The organism is Streptomyces mutabilis (assembly GCF_014649815.1).
GTDB lineage: Bacteria > Actinomycetota > Actinomycetes > Streptomycetales > Streptomycetaceae > Streptomyces > Streptomyces mutabilis.
Map to the genome: position 1 here is coordinate 36,288 of NZ_BMTT01000018.1, position 15,407 is coordinate 51,694.

The 15,407-nt window shown below is 72.9% G+C and carries 16 protein-coding genes; 3 read left to right on the top strand and 13 right to left on the bottom strand.

Going from position 1 to position 15,407, the window contains the following annotated elements:
- Window position 1: 1 nt before the first annotated feature.
- Entirely contained in the window at window positions 2-112 is a 111-nt protein-coding gene (locus IE142_RS28215) for a keywimysin-related RiPP (protein ID WP_107063896.1), read from the bottom strand.
- 436 nt (window positions 113-548) lie between these two features.
- On the opposite strand from IE142_RS28215, the gene IE142_RS28220 reads away from it, so the two are divergent.
- A complete protein-coding gene (locus tag IE142_RS28220; RefSeq protein WP_191888427.1) occupies window positions 549-1,757 on the top strand; it encodes a TerD family protein in 1,209 nt (402 codons plus the stop codon).
- Window positions 1,758-1,811: 54 nt separating this feature from the next.
- Here the strand turns inward: IE142_RS28220 and IE142_RS28225 are convergent, their stop codons facing one another.
- From IE142_RS28225 to IE142_RS28245, 5 genes are all read right to left on the bottom strand, one after another.
- Entirely contained in the window at window positions 1,812-2,390 is a 579-nt protein-coding gene (locus tag IE142_RS28225) for a TetR/AcrR family transcriptional regulator (RefSeq protein ID WP_191888360.1), read from the bottom strand.
- Between the two features lie 143 nt (window positions 2,391-2,533).
- Entirely contained in the window at window positions 2,534-3,550 is a 1,017-nt protein-coding gene (locus tag IE142_RS28230; RefSeq protein ID WP_191888361.1) for a 1-aminocyclopropane-1-carboxylate deaminase, read from the bottom strand.
- Window positions 3,551-3,622: 72 nt separating this feature from the next.
- Window positions 3,623-4,270: a GntR family transcriptional regulator gene (locus IE142_RS28235; protein WP_191888362.1), complete on the bottom strand. Its 648-nt coding sequence runs from the start codon at window positions 4,268-4,270 to the stop codon at window positions 3,623-3,625.
- 156 nt (window positions 4,271-4,426) lie between these two features.
- Complete coding sequence (locus IE142_RS28240) at window positions 4,427-5,896, bottom strand: alkaline phosphatase PhoX (RefSeq protein ID WP_191888363.1); 1,470 nt, start codon at window positions 5,894-5,896, stop codon at window positions 4,427-4,429.
- Window positions 5,897-6,197: 301 nt separating this feature from the next.
- Entirely contained in the window at window positions 6,198-7,625 is a 1,428-nt protein-coding gene (locus tag IE142_RS28245) for a hypothetical protein (protein WP_191888364.1), read from the bottom strand.
- A gap of 347 nt (window positions 7,626-7,972) precedes the next feature.
- Here IE142_RS28245 and IE142_RS28250 point away from each other — a divergent pair, with 347 nt between their 5' ends.
- Window positions 7,973-9,802 (top strand): DUF8508 domain-containing protein, encoded by a 1,830-nt coding sequence (locus tag IE142_RS28250; protein ID WP_191888365.1) that lies wholly within the window; start codon window positions 7,973-7,975, stop codon window positions 9,800-9,802.
- A 22-nt stretch (window positions 9,803-9,824) separates the two neighbouring features.
- Here the strand turns inward: IE142_RS28250 and IE142_RS28255 are convergent, their stop codons facing one another.
- From IE142_RS28255 to IE142_RS28265, 3 genes are all read right to left on the bottom strand, one after another.
- Window positions 9,825-10,532 carry an antibiotic biosynthesis monooxygenase gene (locus tag IE142_RS28255; protein ID WP_191888366.1) on the bottom strand — a complete coding sequence of 236 codons (708 nt, stop codon included), beginning with the start codon at window positions 10,530-10,532 and terminating at the stop codon, window positions 9,825-9,827.
- A 162-nt stretch (window positions 10,533-10,694) separates the two neighbouring features.
- The gene (locus IE142_RS28260) at window positions 10,695-11,222 is read right to left on the bottom strand and encodes a DUF3618 domain-containing protein (protein WP_191888367.1); all 528 of its coding nucleotides are present in this window, start codon (window positions 11,220-11,222) and stop codon (window positions 10,695-10,697) included.
- Complete coding sequence (locus tag IE142_RS28265) at window positions 11,219-11,638, bottom strand: phage holin family protein (RefSeq protein ID WP_191888368.1); 420 nt, start codon at window positions 11,636-11,638, stop codon at window positions 11,219-11,221. The genes IE142_RS28260 and IE142_RS28265 overlap by 4 nt, the downstream gene beginning before the upstream one ends.
- A 156-nt stretch (window positions 11,639-11,794) precedes the next feature.
- On the opposite strand from IE142_RS28265, the gene dapA reads away from it, so the two are divergent.
- Complete coding sequence (gene dapA / locus IE142_RS28270; RefSeq protein ID WP_191888369.1) at window positions 11,795-12,709, top strand: 4-hydroxy-tetrahydrodipicolinate synthase; 915 nt, start codon at window positions 11,795-11,797, stop codon at window positions 12,707-12,709.
- Here dapA and IE142_RS28275 read toward each other — a convergent pair.
- The 4 genes from IE142_RS28275 to IE142_RS28290 form a co-directional block, all read right to left on the bottom strand.
- Window positions 12,694-12,924, bottom strand: coding sequence for a hypothetical protein (locus tag IE142_RS28275; protein ID WP_191888370.1), 231 nt, complete (start codon window positions 12,922-12,924; stop codon window positions 12,694-12,696). The two genes, dapA and IE142_RS28275, sit on opposite strands and share 16 nt — an antisense overlap.
- Before the next feature lie 314 nt (window positions 12,925-13,238).
- Window positions 13,239-14,228: a 2,3,4,5-tetrahydropyridine-2,6-dicarboxylate N-succinyltransferase gene (dapD, locus tag IE142_RS28280; protein WP_191888371.1), complete on the bottom strand. Its 990-nt coding sequence runs from the start codon at window positions 14,226-14,228 to the stop codon at window positions 13,239-13,241.
- 257 nt (window positions 14,229-14,485) lie between these two features.
- Window positions 14,486-15,022, bottom strand: a complete 537-nt coding sequence (locus IE142_RS28285; protein ID WP_191888372.1) for a TetR/AcrR family transcriptional regulator — start codon at window positions 15,020-15,022, stop codon at window positions 14,486-14,488.
- Window positions 15,022-15,342 (bottom strand): DMT family transporter, encoded by a 321-nt coding sequence (locus IE142_RS28290; protein WP_100047434.1) that lies wholly within the window; start codon window positions 15,340-15,342, stop codon window positions 15,022-15,024. Before IE142_RS28290 ends, IE142_RS28285 begins: the two co-directional genes overlap by 1 nt.
- Window positions 15,343-15,407 lie beyond the last annotated feature (65 nt).

Here is a 15,407-nt window from a genome sequence, read left to right on the forward strand (position 1 = left end):
GTCAGTTCTTGCTGAGGATCAGTCGGTCGTTGCCGTTGCGCTGCAGCAGCCCGGTCTTCTCGCGGAACGACCCGAGCCGGACGAGCGTCGGGGCCTCGTACGCCTTCTTCATGCCATCACCTCGATGTGAGCGGTGCCGTCGGCCATCCGCGCGGCCGGCGGCGGGGACACCAGATAGCGGGGCGGCACGCGGCACAGGCAAGACACCGGAGATAAGTCGTATCACCCGACTTCGTTCCGGACGGCACGCGCCCCGTCGGCGGCCCCACCGGAACCGAGAGGGGTTGCGTGGGGAGGCGAACGGACGGCACACGCCCTCTGACCTGCCCGGCACGGCCGGCGTACCGGAGAGGCGGTCGACCAGGACCCGGCACGCGGAGTAAGGGGGCGCCGACCGGCGTACAGCGCACCGGGCACGCAACCGCCGGGACCGGACCCGTCCCGGGCCGCGGTGTGCGTGTGCCGACCGGACGAGCACCGCCGACCCGATTGGCCCCTGGGTAAGGGAACGGTAAAACGCCCTCGCTCGTTCACCCGGCATGACAGCTATGACCCCCGGCTCGAACATCCCCCTCTCCGCCGCCCGCGTGACGGTGGACGTCGCCGCGCCCGTGCGGCTCGACGTATCGGGCCTGCTGCTCACCGCCGACGGCAAGGTGCGCTCCGACGACGACTTCATCTTCTACAACCAGCCCACCGGCCAGGGCGTGACCTACCGCTCCGGCGGCGGCACCGCCCCGGACGCGATCGTGGTCGACACGGCCGCCGTCCCGCCGGGCATCGAGAAGATCGTCGTCACCGCCAGCCCGGACGCGGCCGGGCAGACCTTCCAGGGCATCGAACCCACGGCCACCATCCGCAACGCGGACGACAACTCCGTCCTCGCCACCTTCACCCCGCCGCAGCTGGGCACCGAGACCGCCCTGGTGATCGTGGAGGTCTACCTGCGCAACGGCGCCTGGAAGGCCCGCGCGGTCGGCCAGGGTTACGCGAACGGCCTGGCCGGCATCGCCACCGACTTCGGCGTCACGGTGGAGGAGCCGGCCGCCCCCGTCCAGCCCGCACCCCCGGCGCGGTCGCAGGCGGCCACTCCCCCGCCCCCGCCCGCCGCCGCGCCGACCATGCCCGCCGCTCCCCCCGCGGCGCCGGCCGCCCCGCCGGCCCCCGCCCCGGGCGCCGGGAAGATCAACCTCGACAAGGGCCGGGTCAGCCTCCAGAAGAACCAGACCGTCTCCCTCGTCAAGGGCGGCCGTCCGGTGCTGTCGCAGGTCAAGATGGGGCTCGGCTGGGAGCCCGCGTACCGCGGCAAGGACATCGACCTGGACGCGTCGGTCATCGCCTACGGCCCGCAGCGCAACCACATCGACAGCTGCTACTTCGGCAAGCTGTCCATCGTCGGCGGCGCCATCAAGCACTCCGGGGACAACCTCACCGGTGAGGGCGGCGGCGACGACGAGGTGATCACCGTGGACCTCGGCCGGCTCCCCCAGGAGGTCAGCGGACTGGTCTTCACGGTCAACTCATTCTCCGGGCAGAAGTTCACGGAGGTCGCCAAGGCGTATTGCCGCCTCATCGACGCCGCGTCCGGAGAGGAGCTGGTCCGCTTCGACCTCACCAGCGCCGAGCCGCAGACCGGCGTGATGATGGCGAAGCTGATCCGCCAGTTCTCCGGCGAGTGGGAGATGACCGCCATGGGCGAGTTCGTCAAGTCCCGCACGGTACGGGGCATGGTGAAGCCGGCGGCGAAGGCCCTGTAGGCAACCGGCTCGGTGGGGCGCTCCCGGCACAGGGTGCCGCCCCACCGGCACGGCCTATCCCCGCAACCCGTCCCACACCAGCGACAGATACCGGCGGACGGACCTCCCGACGTCCCCGCCCTCCTCGTGCGTCGCACCGGCCGCCGTCGCCACCCCGTGCACCAGCCGCAGCACCTCGATCGGCTCGACGTCCCGCCGCAGCGCCCCGGCCTCCCGCGCCGCCCGCACCAGACGCTCCGCCGCTCCCCGCAGGCAGTCACCGCACGCCGTGTCCACCGCCGAGCCGCCGGCCGTGACGGCGGTACCCAGCAACGCCTTCATCCCGCGCACCTCGATCATTCCGGCGGCGAGCTCGTTCAGCCACGCCCGCAACGCCTCACCCGGCGCCCGCTCGGCCGCTATGACGTCCGCCCGGGCCGCGATCGCCTCGATCCGGTCGAGGTAGACGGCCTCCAGCAGCGCCTGCCGCGTCGGGAAATGCCGGTACAGCGTGCCGGTCCCGACCCCCGCGCGCTTGGCGATGTCGTCCAGGGAGGCACCTTCCCCGTACTCGGCGAAGGCCGCCGCCGCGACCTCCAACAGTCGCTCACGGTTGCGACGGGCATCCGCGCGCATGGGCCTGACCTGCGCCATCCCACTACTCCTGAACACCGGGGTCCTACGCCGAACCCTACCGCGCGCCCGCGCGCCGCCGCCCGGCCCGCACGAACGCCGCGACCCGGTGGACCGCCTCCTTCGAGACGTAGCGGAGCCGCTTGCGCCGCCGGGCAGTACGACTAGAACAGCGCGCTGTAGGCGTTCAGCGCCGGCTGCCCGCCCAAGTGGGCGTAGAGGACGGTGGCGTCGCGGCCGATCTCGCCCCGGGCCACCAGGTCGACCAGCGCCGCCATCGACTTCCCCTCGTAGACCGGGTCGGTGACCATGCCCTCGGTCCGGGCGGCGAGCCGCATCGCCGCGAGCGTGGCGTCGTCGGGGACGCCGTAGGTGCCCGCGTGGTACCGCTCCTCCAGTTCGACGTCCGCCCGGGTCAGTTCCGCCGTCACGCCGATGAGCTGCCCCGTGCGGTGCGCGATCCGGGCGATCTGCTCCCTGGTGCGGGCGGGTTCGGCGGACGCGTCGACGCCGATCACCCGCCGGGTCCGGCCGCCCGCCTCCTCCAGCGCGCGGAACCCGGCGACCATGCCGGCCTGGGTCGAGCCGGTCACCGAGCAGACGACGACGGTGTCGAAGAAGACGCCCAGTTCCCTTTCCTGCTCGGCGACCTCGTACGCCCAGCCGGCGAAGCCCAGCCCGCCGAGCGGGTGGTCGGAGGCGCCGGCGGGGATGGCGTAGGGCTTGCCGCCCGCGTCCTCGACCTCCTTGAGCGCCCGTTCCCAGCTCTCCTTGAAGCCGATCCCGAACCCGGCCCGCACCAGCCGCACATCGGCCCCGGCCAGCCGGGAGATCAGGATGTTGCCGACCTTGTCGTAAACCGCGTCGGGCCAGTCCACCCAGCTCTCCTGCACCAGCACGCACTTGAGCCCGGCCCGCGCGGCGACGGCCGCGACCTGGCGCGTGTGGTTGGACTGCACGCCGCCGATGGAGACGAGCGTGTCGCAGCCCCGGGCGAGGGCGTCGGCGACCAGGTACTCCAGTTTGCGTGTCTTGTTCCCGCCGTAGGCGATCCCGGAGTTCAGGTCCTCCCGCTTCGCCCAGAGGGCGGCCCCGCCGAGGTGTTCGGTGAGCCGTTCGAGCCGGTGCACGGGCGAAGGGCCGAGGAGCAGCGGGTAACGCTCGTACGAGGAAAGGGACATGCGCCCTCCAGGTCGGTCCGGTTGAGTCGGTTCCGGTCCGGACAGGTCCGGATCAGTCGAGGTCGGTGCGGATCAGTCGATGTCGGCGAGCTCTTCGAGGCCCCGCCAGATGTCCGCCGTCACCCGCAGGGCCGTCTCCGTGTCGCCGGTCGCGCAGGCGTCGATGAGGCGGTCGTGCAGTCCGGCCGAACGGCAGCTGCCGCCCTCGCCGAAACGGCGGCGCTCCAGGCGGCGGATGAGCGGGGTGTAGCGGGCGACGGTGGCAGCGGCGGCCCGGTTGGCGGCGGCGCGGACGAGGACGTGGTGCAGGTCGTCGTCGGCGCGGAGGGCACCGTCGACGTCGCCCGCGCGGACGGCCGCGGCGAAGCGCTCGTTGGCCGCGCGCATCGTGTCGAGGTCCGCGTCCGTCAGCCGGGCGACGGCGATCCGCGTGACCAGTTCGTGCACGGCGCCGACGACGGCCGCGGCGTCCCGCACGTCCTCGGCCAGGACCGGGGTGACCCGGGTGTGACTCTGCGGCTTGCTCTCCAGCAGGCCCTCGTCCACGAGCCGGGAGAACGCCTCGCGCACCGGCGCCCGGGACAGCCCCAGCCGCTCGGCCAGGTCGGCGTCGCGGACGATCGCGCCCGGCTCGAGCTCTCCGGCGACGATGGCGTCGCGGATCGCCGCGTGGGCGCGGTCGCGCAGCAGGGTGCGGGGTACGGGTCGGATGGCCTCCACGACTGAAATGTTAGATATCAAACGCGCGGGACGGCAAGGGTGCGGCCCGCATCCACGCGTCGGGAGGCGGGTCGCGGCGGACGTGGGGGACGGTACGTCCGGGTGCCAGTGACCGTACGTAAATCGCACGGACTCACCAGCTCGGGTGACCTACAGTCAGTGACGCCTCTGCCGCTTCCAGGGTCCCGTGATGGCGAGCAGGATGCCGGGGTCCTGGATATTGGCGTAGAGGGTCTTCCCGTCGGGGGAGAAGGTGACGCCGGCGAACTCGCTGTACTCGGGTTCCTCTTCGGAGCCCACGTTCAGGTCGTTGCGCGCGATGGGGTACGTACGCCCGCTGTCGGTGGCGCCGAACAGGTGCTGAACGCCGTCGCCGTCCTCGGCGATGACGATGCCGCCGTACGGGGACACGGTGATGTTGTCGGGGCCGTCGAAGGCGCCGTCCGCCGACGGGTCGGGGTTGACGCCGAGAAGGACCTTGAGGGTGAGGGTGCGGCGGCCCGGGTCGTAGAACCAGACCTGGCCGTCGTGCGGGCGGCCGGGGCTCTCGTCACGGGCGAAGGAGGAGACGATGTAGGCGCCGCCGTCGGCCCACCACATGCCCTCCAGCTTGCGGGCCCGGGTGATCCGGGCGTCGGTGAACTGCTTGCGCACGGAGGTGTTCCGCGCGTCGCGGTCGGGGACGTCGACCCAGTCGACGCCGTAGACCGTGCCGGTCTTCGTCGCGCGGGAGAGGTCGTCGACGAACTTGCCGCCGGAGTCGAAGCACTTGAAGGCCTGGAGGACACCGGCGTCGTCCGCGAGGGTGCGCAGCCGGCCGCGGCCGTGGCGGAAGCCCTGCGGCGGGACCCAGCGGTAGAAGAGGCCGTTGGGGCCGGAGGCGTCCTCGGTGAGGTAGAGGTGGCCGCGCTTGGGGTCGACGACGACGGCCTCGTGGGCGTAGCGGCCCAGCGCCTTGATCGGCTCGGGGTCCCGGTTGGCGCGGCGGTCCTCGGGGTCGACCTCGAAGACGTAGCCGTGGTCCTTGGTCATCCCCTCCTCGCCGGCCTTGTCCTCGGTCTCCTCGCAGGTCAGCCAGGTGCCCCACGGGGTGCTGCCGCCCGCGCAGTTCTGGGCGGTGCCGGCGATGCCCACCCATTCGGCGACGTGTCCGCCGCGGCGGACCTCGACGACCGTGCAGCCGCCGGCGGCGGCCGGGTCGTAGACGAGTCCCTCGGCGAGGGGGACGGGGTGGTCCCAGCCGTCGCGGTGGCCGCCGAGTTCGTGGTTGTTGACGAGGAGGGTGGTGCCGCGGGGGCCGTCGAAGGTGGCGGTGCCGTCGTGGTTGGACGGGGTGTACTCGCCCGACTCCAGCCTGGTCCGGCCGCTGTAGGTGAGGATCTCGTACCGGAAGCCGGCGGGCAGCGCGAGGATGCCGTCCGGGTCGGGGAGCAGAGGACCGTAGCCGACCCCACCGTGGTCGTGCCCGTGATCGTGGTCTCTGCCGTGCTCCTCCCCCGCCCTCTCGGTGTCCGTGGACGCGAGGGCGTTCGGGGCGGTGGCGAGGGCGCCGACGCTGCCCGCCAGCGCGATTCCGGCGCCGGTGAGCGCGGATCGGCCGGCGAAGTCCCTGCGGGTGAGCGACATGGTGTCTCCTGTGACGGTGGACGTGCCTGGAGGGTGGCGGACCTCGTTCCGCGTCACGGTCGCGCCCACGTCTGAACGGCGGTTGAACTGGGCGCGACCTCTCCCTGCCGGGTTGCGTGAATCCGCACGCCGGCGCGGGCACGCGCGCCTCCCCGTCGCTTGAACGACGAAGCCCCCGAGGGCGGCACGGGCGGGCGGGGAGACGCCCCGCGGTGCCCGTTCGCACCACCCGACCCGGCCGGGTGCCGTGCCGTGCCGTGCCGGATCCGCCGGAGCCGGCCCGAGCGTCCCGAGGCCGCTGTCAGCCCCCGTGCTGCGACCGCGCCTTGAACGCCGCCTTCCGCGCTTCCTTGGCGACCTTCTTGTCGGGGTGCAGCCGGCCCATGGCCTCCAGGACGTCCGGCGTGGCCGGGTGTTCGACCCGCCAGGCCGTGTCGAAGAACCCGCTGTGCTGCTGGGCCAGCCCTTCCACCAGGGCACGCAGTTCCTCGGAGTTGCCCTCGGCCGCGAGCTGCGCGGCCACGGTGTCGATGGTCAGCCAGAAGACCATCTCCTGCGGCGGTACCGGTACGTCCCGCGCGCCGTGCTCGGTCAGCCAGACCCGGGCGAGGCCGCCCAGTTCGGGGTCGTCCAGGACCTCCCGCAGCGCGGGCTCCGCCTCGGCGCCGACCAGGGACAGCGCCTGCTGGCAGCGCAGGCGGCGCAGGGGCGCGCCGGTGTCCGAGCCGCGGGCCGCCGCCAGGAGCTCGCGGGCGGCGTCGAGCGCGCCGCGTCCGGCCAGCCACAGCTCGGTCTCGGCGTGGGCCGCGGCCGGCGGGAAGGGGGCCGTGCCGTCGAGCAGCGCGTCGGCGCCCTTGTCGGCGAGGTCGCCGACGGCGGGTACGTCGAAGCCGGCCTCCAGGAGCCGCGTGCGCAGCCCGTACAGCCCGAGGGGGGTCAGGCGCACCATGCCGTAGCGGGCGACGTCGGCCTCGTCGACGGGCGCCGCCGGCTCCTCGTCCGCGTCGGCCATCAGGGCCTCGTCCACCGGCCGGTAGGCGACGAGCCCGACGGGTTCCAGCATCCGGAACTGGTCGTCCAGCCGCATCATCGCGTCGGAGACCTGCTCCAGCACGTCGTTGGTGGGCTCGCCCATGTCGCCGGGCACGATCACGGACGCGGCCAGCGCGGGCAATGGCACGGAGGCGTCGCCGGCCCCGTCCTCGCCGACGGTGAGCAGGTAGAGGTTGCCGAGCACCCCGTCCAGGAACTCCGCCTCGGCCTCCGGGTCCCAGTCCAGGGACGACAGGTCGACCGTGCCGCCCTCGGCCATCGCGTCGACCAGGTCGTCGAGGTCGGGCACGCTCGCGTCCGCGAGCACCGTCTCCAGCGCGGTGAGCCACACCCCGAGCACGTCCTGCGGGGAGCCGCCGGTGAGCAGGGCGAGGTCATCGCCCACCGCGACGGTGCCCGTCTCCTCGTCGGTGATCTCGACGAGCCCGGTGTCCACGGCGATCCGCCAGGCCTCGCTCGCGTGAGCCGCGGCGTCGTCGCCGGTCAGCCCTAGTTCACCGGCCGCCGCGGACAGCTGCTCCTCGACGAGCCCGCCGCCGGCGTCCACGCGGGTCTCCGGGCCGGCCCAGCGGGCCAGCCGGGCCGCCCGGGCGAGCAGCGGCGTGGACAGCGCGTCGCGAGCCAGCTCCGCTTCGGGGCGCAACCGTGCGGGCGGCAGGGTGGAGCGGTCTGACATCGGCTGTTTTCTCCTCGCGCGCCTTGACGGCCGTGGGGCCGCGTCCGGGCGGCCGCTTCTCGGCCGCGTCTCGACGGCCGTACGGCCATCCGGACGCCATACGGCTCAGCCGCTCAGCCTAGACGGGTTTGGCAGCATGCCGCCCGGTTCACCTCCCCGACGGGTGCCGTACATGGCCGAAACCTTGACAACCGGCCCGAGCAGGCAGGAGATTGACGCGCGTAGAAAGTGGGGGACAAGTGTTCGCCCAGGTCTGTTTCACTCAGGTCCGCAGGCGCCCTGCGCTCCCTCGCGTCCCATGCCCCACCCTCGTCCCGGCGCTCTGTCACGTCCCCGGAGGGATCCCGTTGGCCAGCAAGTCCTCCGCGCGCCTCGCCGCGCTCACCGTCGCCGCCGTCTGCTCGGTGACGTCCACCGTAGTCCTCACCTCCCCCGCACACGCCGACTCCGTGCGCGTCCACGACATCCAGGGCAGCACCCGGCTGTCGCCGTACGCGGGCAAGCAGGTCACCGACGTGGCCGGAATCGTCACCGGGGTCCGCGGCTACGGCTCCTCCAGAGGCTTCTGGATCCAGGATCCGCGGCCGGACGCCGACCCGGCCACCAGCGAGGGCGTCTTCGTCTTCACCGGCTCCACCCCGAAGGGCGTCGCCGTCGGTGACGCGGTCACCGTGTCCGGCACGGTCTCGGAGTACGTGCCGGGCGGCACCTCCTCCGGGAACCAGTCGCTGACCGAGATCACCCGCCCGACCTTCACGGTCGTCTCCAGCGGCAACGCCGTCCCGGCCGCGACGACCGTCTCCGCCCGGTCCGTGCCGCGGGCGTACGCCCCCGAGGGCGACGAAGCCGCGAACGGCTCGGTCAACGGCCTCACGCTGCGGCCGGAGAAGTACGCCCTGGACCTCTACGAGTCCCTGGAGGGCATGAACGTCAGCGTCGCCGACGCCCGCGTCGTCGGCGCCTCGGACCCGTACACCGAGCTGTGGGTCACGGTGAAGCCCTGGGAGAACGCCAACCGCCGCGGCGGCACGGTGTACGGCTCGTACGACTCCCAGAACACCGGCCGCCTCCAGATCCAGTCCCTGGGCAAGCCGGCCGACTTCCCCGACGCCAACGTGGGCGACACCCTCGCCGGCACCACGGCGGGCCCGCTGGACTACAACCAGTACGGCGGCTACACGATGGTCGCGAGCGAGATCGGCACCCTGGAGAGCGGGGGCCTGGAGCGGGAGTCGACGCGCCGGCAGAGCGGCCGCGAGTTGGCGGTGGCGACGTACAACGTCGAGAACCTCGACCCGTCCGACGGCACCTTCGCCGCGCACGCCGAGGCGATCGTGCACAACCTCGCGTCACCCGACATCGTGTCCCTGGAGGAGATCCAGGACAACAACGGCGCCACGAACGACGGCACGGTGGCCGCCGACGCGACGGTCGGCAAGCTGATCGACGCGATCATCGCGGCCGGCGGCCCGCGCTACGACTGGCGCGGCATCGACCCGGTCGACGGCGAGGACGGCGGCCAGCCCGGCGGCAACATCCGCCAGGCGTTCCTGTTCGACCCGGAGCGGGTCTCCTTCACCGACCGCGGGGCCGGCGACGCGACCACCGCGACCGGCGTGACGAAGGTGCGCGGCAAGGCGGCGCTCACCCACTCCCCCGGCCGCGTCGACCCGGTGAACGCCGCCTGGGCGAACAGCCGCAAGCCGCTGGCCGGCGAATTCGTCTTCCGCGGCCGGACGGTCGTGGTCGTCGCCAACCACTTCAACTCCAAGGGCGGCGACCAGGGGCTGACGGCGCAGTACCAGCCGCCGTCGCGCGGCTCGGAGACCCAGCGCCACGCGCAGGCGAAGGTCGTCAACAACTTCGTCAAGGACGTCCTGGCCACCCAGAAGAACGCGGACGTCGTCGTCCTCGGCGACATCAACGACTTCGAGTTCTCGACGACCACCCGCCTCCTGGAGGACGACGGCGTCCTGTGGTCGGCGGTCAAGTCGCTTCCGAAGAGCGAGCGCTACTCGTACGTCTACCAGGGCAACAGCCAGGTCCTGGACCAAATCCTGGTCAGCCCGTCGATCCGGTGGGGCGGGCGCCTGTCGTACGACAGCGTGCACGTCAACGCCGAGTTCCACGACCAGATCAGCGACCACGACCCGCAGGTGCTGCGGTTCCGTCCGTAACCGGCGCTCGGTGGGGGCGGGTTCAGCGGGGCACGAGGCCGAGGGCGTGGTCGTAGCGGCTGACCCCGCCGCCGCTGGTCATGCCCGGCCAGTTCTGCACCCGCTTCCACAGGTTTGATCCCGAGCCGATGCCGTCGCCCGGTGCGGCGAGGGCGTCGATATGGGCCTGGGCGCTCTCCCACTCGGCGTAGTTGAGGACGCGGGTGCCGTCCGTGCTGAGGTGGAAGTAGGCGGAGACGGCTCCGGGATGCTGCTCCGGCTCGCTCTCCAGGGCCTCGAACACGGCGTCCACCCAGGCGCGCTGCCTGTCGGGGTCCGGGCCCTCGAACTCGACGTCGACGATGACGACGCAGCCCGGGACGGGTGCCGTGCCGTCCTTGCGGGCGAGGCTGCGGTAGTGCCGGTACCGGCCGAGCCACAGCCGTTCGATGCCCGGCACGGCGGTGTCGATCTCGTCGACGCGTTCCTGGCGGTGGGTCTTGAAGAAGGTCTCGTAGGCCTGCTCGCAGGCCCACTGCGAGTGGTGCAGCAGCGTGCTGCCGTCGTGGCCGGTGTAGACGTGGTAACCCAGCAGGTCGTCGGCGGGCCAGGGCCGGCTCTCCCAGGTACGGGCGATGGCGTCGACGGTCTGCCGCTGCCGCTCGGGGGTGCCCACCCGCCATGTGCTGAAGAAGGGTGCCTGGACGTCGGGGCGGGCCAGTTCGGGGTGGGCGTCGGTGCGGCGGGTCATGCCTGCCTCCATCGGTCGGTGGTCGTCGGATGCCTCTGCGGCGTCCGGTGCACGCACCACTCTCCGATCTCGACCAAGGTTGAGGTCAAGTGCCCGCGGTATTACACGGTTCGAGGAGAGACCCCGCGCGGGGTCTCTCCTCGAACCGTGTACCCGGCGTCCTCAGCAGCGCCCGTGATGACGGCGCCGCAGCACGCCCGCCGCCACGAGCGCGCCCGCCGCCGCACCGGCGACCAGGACCGCGCGGGGATGGTCGAGTCCCACCCGGACCACGCCGCGCGCCCGTCCCGGCACGCGCCGCTCGACGGTGTGCCCGGCCCTGCCCGCCTTGCCCTGCACCGCGTGTCCGGCCTGCCCGGCCTTCTCCTGGACGGCGTGACCGGCTTGGCCCGCCTTGTCCTGGACGGCGTGACCGGCCCGGTGCGCCTTGCCCTGCACCGTGTGGCCGGCCTGCGCGGCGGAACTGCGCAGCTGCACGGTCATGGCACCGGCCTTGTCCCTGAGGTCGGCGGCCCGGACCTTGGCACGGCCCTTCACGTCCGCCTTGCCCGCCAGCTCCTCCACGGTGTCACCGAGCTGGCTGCGGGTCCGCTCGATCTGCTGCCGCAGCTCGTCGGGACCCTTGGCCCCGCCCGCCGGCTGCGCGGTGGAGCCGGCCCGCGTGCCGTCCCCGCTCGTCGCGTCGGTCATCGATGCGCCCTTTCCCTGATCACGTCCACGTCGGTCCTGACGCTGCCGAGGGTCGCCTCGGGCTTCGGGGGCACGGCACGACGGAGCTGGGCGCGGCCCATCATGGCCAGCACGCCCGCGGTCACGAAGAGCACCGCCGTCACGATGAGCGCCGCGGCCCAGACGGGCAGCGCCAGCGAGAGCGCGGCGATGGCCGTGCCGGCCAGGGCGAACAGACCGACGTACCCGATGGCGCCCGCGGCGCCCAGCATCCCGCCGCCGCGCCCGGCGCGCTTGCCCTTCTCCGCCAGCTCCATCTTGGCGAGGGCCACTTCCTGGCGCACGAGCCGGGAGAGCTGTTCGGTGGCCTGACCGACGAGTTCGCCCACGGAGTGCTGCTCATCGCGCACCGGCCTGGTGTGCCTGGTCCCGGTCACGGTTCCGCCTCCTCTCGGTTCGGAGCACCCCGGGTACCCCCGGCGGAGCGGCGCTACCCCCGCCGGTGTCGACACAGCAACCTCTCAGCTTCTCTTACCGTTACCTCGTAGCGAATTTAAGTAGAGCTGCACGGTCGTCGCGCCGACACTACTTCCATGACGACGGACCACCGCTCCCCCGCACCTTTCGGCCGTGCCCTGTGCGCCATGGTCACGCCCTTCACCGAGTCCGGCGCCCTCGATCTCGAGGGCGCCCGGCGGCTCGCCGGGCGGCTGGTGTCGGGCGGCTGCGACGGCCTGGTGCTGTCCGGCACCACGGGCGAGTCGCCGACCACCACGGATGCCGAGAAGGCGGCACTGGTCACGGCGGTGCGTGAGGCCGTCGGCGACCGGGTGACGCTGGTCGCCGGGGTGGGCACCGCGGACACACGGCACACGGTGGAGCTGGCGCTGGCCGCGGAGAAGGCCGGCGCGGACGGCCTGCTGGTGATCGCGCCGTACTACAGCAGGCCCCCGCAGGACGCGGTGGAGGCGCACTTCCGGGAGGTCGCGGACGCCTCCGGTCTGCCCCTCGTCGTCTACGACATCCCCGGCCGCACGGGCACCCGCGTCGAACCCGACACCCTCGCCCGCCTCGCCGACCACCCGCGGATCGTCGCCGTCAAGGACTGCTCCTACAACCTGCTCGGCGCCCAGCGGGTGCTCTCCCGCACGGATCTGGCGTACTACGCGGGCTGCGACGAGCAGGTCCTCGCCCTGTACGCGGTCGGCGCGGCGGGATACGTCAGCACGGTCGCGAACGTCGTGCCGGAACTGTTCCGCGCCGTCCTCGACTCCTTCGACGCGGGCGACACCGGACGGGCCGCCCTGCTGCAACGCCGGGCACTCCCGCTCATCGAACCGATGATGGCGGCGGGCCTGCCCGGCGCGGTCACCGCTAAGGCGCTGCTGGGCGCACTGGACCTGCCCGCGGGCCCGGTCCGCGCCCCGCTGCGGGCCGCGGACCGCGCGACGACCGACGCCCTGCTGACGGCGTACGAGGAGTCGGCCGCCGGTCAGCTCCAGGTGTAGCCGTCGCCGAACAGCAGGGTGTGCTCCAGGACGTCCTCCATCGGGTCGTCGATCTGCCCGACGTGGACGTTGAGGAGACCGACGCGGGGGTCGTTGTGCGATCCGGTGGTGGTCTCGTCGGCGTGCGCCGCCCCGGCCGGGGCCCAGCACACCAGCACTGCGGCCCCCGCCCCGGCCAGCCAACGCGCCACGGTCCTCACCCGTTCGTTCGTCATACCAGGTCCTCGTTTCGTGGGATCGGCGTCTGATCGGACTCTGCGTCCACCCGTTCATCCGCCAAGCCCACCGGAGGGTCACGGCCCGTCATCCGTACGTGCGGGGCGCGCGGAGGCACGGGGCGGTGAACGCGTTGGCGGTACGCCACCCGCCCGCCTCGACGACCTCCTGACCGAGCCCAACGGCGCGGCCGACCAGGCCCGCGTCACAGCGCTGCTGAATAGGTACCGGGCCCTGAAACGCTGAACGCCCTCCCGGCGCACCGCGTACGGGCGCGTCGGGAGGGCGGGTCGGCTCCAGTGGCCCCGGTCGATCAGTTGTGGCTGTGCAGGACCTCGTTCAGGCCGCCCCACACCGCGTTGTTCGGGCGGGCCTCGACGGTGCCCGTGACCGAGTTGCGGCGGAAGAGGATGTTGGAGGCGCCGGAGAGCTCGCGGGCCTTGACGACCTGACCGTCGGGCATCGTCACGCGGGTGCCGGCCGTGACGTAGAGGCCGGCCTCGACGACGCACTCGTCGCCCAGCGCGATGCCGACGCCCGCCTCGGCGCCGACCAGGCAGCGCTCGCCGATGGTGATGCGGACGTTGCCGCCGCCGGAGAGGGTGCCCATGGTGGAGGCGCCGCCGCCGATGTCGGAGCCGTCGCCGACGACGACACCCGCGGAGATGCGGCCCTCGACCATCGAGGTGCCGAGCGTGCCGGCGTTGAAGTTCACGAAGCCCTCGTGCATGACGGTGGTGCCCTCGGCCAGGTGGGCGCCGAGGCGGACGCGGTCGGCGTCGGCGATGCGCACGCCCTTGGGGGCGACGTAGTCCGTCATGCGCGGGAACTTGTCGACCGAGGTCACCTGAAGGTGCAGGCCCTCGGCGCGGGCGTTGAGGCGGACCTTCTCGATGTCGTCGACGGCGACCGGCCCCAGCGAGGTCCAGGCGACGTTGGCGAGGTGGGCGAAGATGCCCTCCAGGCTCTGGCCGTGCGGCTTGACCAGGCGGTGGGAGAGCAGGTGCAGGCGCAGGTAGACGTCGTGCGTGTCGACCGGCTTCTCGTCCAGCGAGGAGATGACCGTGCGGACCGCGACCACCTCGACGCCGCGGCGGGCGTCGGGACCGACCGCCGCGGTGGCGCCGCCGCCGAGTAGTTCGGCGGCCTGCTCGGCGGTGAGGCGCTCGGTGCCGGACGGGCCCGGCTCGGCGACGAGTCCGGGGGCGGGGAACCAGGTGTCGAGAACGGTGCCGTCGGCGGCGATCGTGGCAAGGCCGGCGGCCACGGCGCCGGTGGTGCGGGAAGCAGTCGTGTCGGTCATGAGGGCAACCTAACCGGCGGGGGCGTCCAGGTGCGAACCGGCCATCCGGCATCTCACGTGCCGGTCGCCTACCTCCACGGCTACGGACAGTCGCACCCACGCGGCCGCGGGCAGTCGTGCCCGCGTAGCTGCGGGCAGTCGTGCCTCCCCCAGTGCTGAACGGCCCGGGAGGTACCCCCAGGGGCGGCGCGGGGCGCAGCGGCACCCCGCAGCGCCGGGCCGCGACACCCACCCCCGGCGCCCACCCCCACGCCGGTTCAGCCGAGCACCCGCGTTAGCACCACCCGCGCATACCCCTCGTCGTACACCGAGTCCGTCAGCAGCACCTGCAGACAGATTCCGTCCAGCACCGCCACCAGCGCCCGCGCCGTCACCGGGTCCGTCCGCTCGGCGAGAAGCGCACCCACCTCCTCCGCCCACTCCGCGGCCACCGGCCGCAGCGCAGGCCTTCGCAGGGCAGCCAGATACAGCTCGTACTCCAGCTCCACCCCCGTACGGTCGCCGCCCAGCCACTCCCCGAGGGCCCGGGCCAGTTCGTCCGCGAGATCCGCATCGGGATCGGCCAGCGCCGGGTGCCCGGCGACCACCTTGGCGAAGCCCTCGTTGGCCTGCCGCAGGGCGGCGACGAGCAGTTCGTCCAGGGTGGCGAAGTGGTACGTCGTCGAGCCGAGCGGGACGTCCGCCTCGGCGGCGACCGTGCGGTGGCTGAGGCCCGCGATGCCCTGCCGTCCGACGACCCGGATCGCCGCGTCGATGATGCGCTGCCGTCGCTCGGGGTCGTGCCGGCGCGGCATCAGTGCGCGCCACCCAGGTTGAGGACGACGACACCGACGATGATCAGGGCGATGCCGGCGGCCTTGGTGACGGTCATGCCCTCGCCCATGAACAGCACGCCGATCGCGGCGATGGCTGCGGTGCCCACGCCGGCCCAGATGGCGTACGCCGTGCCGACGGCGAGGACCTTCAGGGTCTGGGCGAGCAGTGCGAACGAGAGCACGTAGGCGAGTGCCGTCAGCAGGGAGGGGCCCAGCCTGCTGAAACCCTCGCTGTACTTCATGGCGGTGGTCCCGGCGACCTCGGCGGCGATGGCTCCGGCCAGGAGCAGATATCCCATGTGTACGAGCGTACATAGAGAAGGTCCCCGCGTACGCGGGAACGGCGACGCCCGTCGGGCGTCGC

What these genes read in the sequence shown, in the direction of transcription:
- IE142_RS28215 (WP_107063896.1), bottom strand. Translation starts at nt 112, where the DNA reads ATGAAGAAGGCGTACGAGGCCCCGACGCTCGTCCGGCTCGGGTCGTTC.
- IE142_RS28220 (WP_191888427.1), top strand. Translation starts at nt 549, where the DNA reads ATGACCCCCGGCTCGAACATCCCCCTCTCCGCCGCCCGCGTGACGGTG.
- IE142_RS28225 (WP_191888360.1), bottom strand. Translation starts at nt 2,390, where the DNA reads ATGGCGCAGGTCAGGCCCATGCGCGCGGATGCCCGTCGCAACCGTGAG.
- IE142_RS28230 (WP_191888361.1), bottom strand. Translation starts at nt 3,550, where the DNA reads ATGTCCCTTTCCTCGTACGAGCGTTACCCGCTGCTCCTCGGCCCTTCG.
- IE142_RS28240 (WP_191888363.1), bottom strand. Translation starts at nt 5,896, where the DNA reads ATGTCGCTCACCCGCAGGGACTTCGCCGGCCGATCCGCGCTCACCGGC.
- IE142_RS28245 (WP_191888364.1), bottom strand. Translation starts at nt 7,625, where the DNA reads ATGTCAGACCGCTCCACCCTGCCGCCCGCACGGTTGCGCCCCGAAGCG.
- IE142_RS28255 (WP_191888366.1), bottom strand. Translation starts at nt 10,532, where the DNA reads ATGACCCGCCGCACCGACGCCCACCCCGAACTGGCCCGCCCCGACGTC.
- IE142_RS28260 (WP_191888367.1), bottom strand. Translation starts at nt 11,222, where the DNA reads ATGACCGACGCGACGAGCGGGGACGGCACGCGGGCCGGCTCCACCGCG.
- dapA (WP_191888369.1), top strand. Translation starts at nt 11,795, where the DNA reads ATGACGACGGACCACCGCTCCCCCGCACCTTTCGGCCGTGCCCTGTGC.
- IE142_RS28275 (WP_191888370.1), bottom strand. Translation starts at nt 12,924, where the DNA reads ATGACGAACGAACGGGTGAGGACCGTGGCGCGTTGGCTGGCCGGGGCG.
- dapD (WP_191888371.1), bottom strand. Translation starts at nt 14,228, where the DNA reads ATGACCGACACGACTGCTTCCCGCACCACCGGCGCCGTGGCCGCCGGC.
- IE142_RS28285 (WP_191888372.1), bottom strand. Translation starts at nt 15,022, where the DNA reads ATGCCGCGCCGGCACGACCCCGAGCGACGGCAGCGCATCATCGACGCG.
- IE142_RS28290 (WP_100047434.1), bottom strand. Translation starts at nt 15,342, where the DNA reads ATGGGATATCTGCTCCTGGCCGGAGCCATCGCCGCCGAGGTCGCCGGG.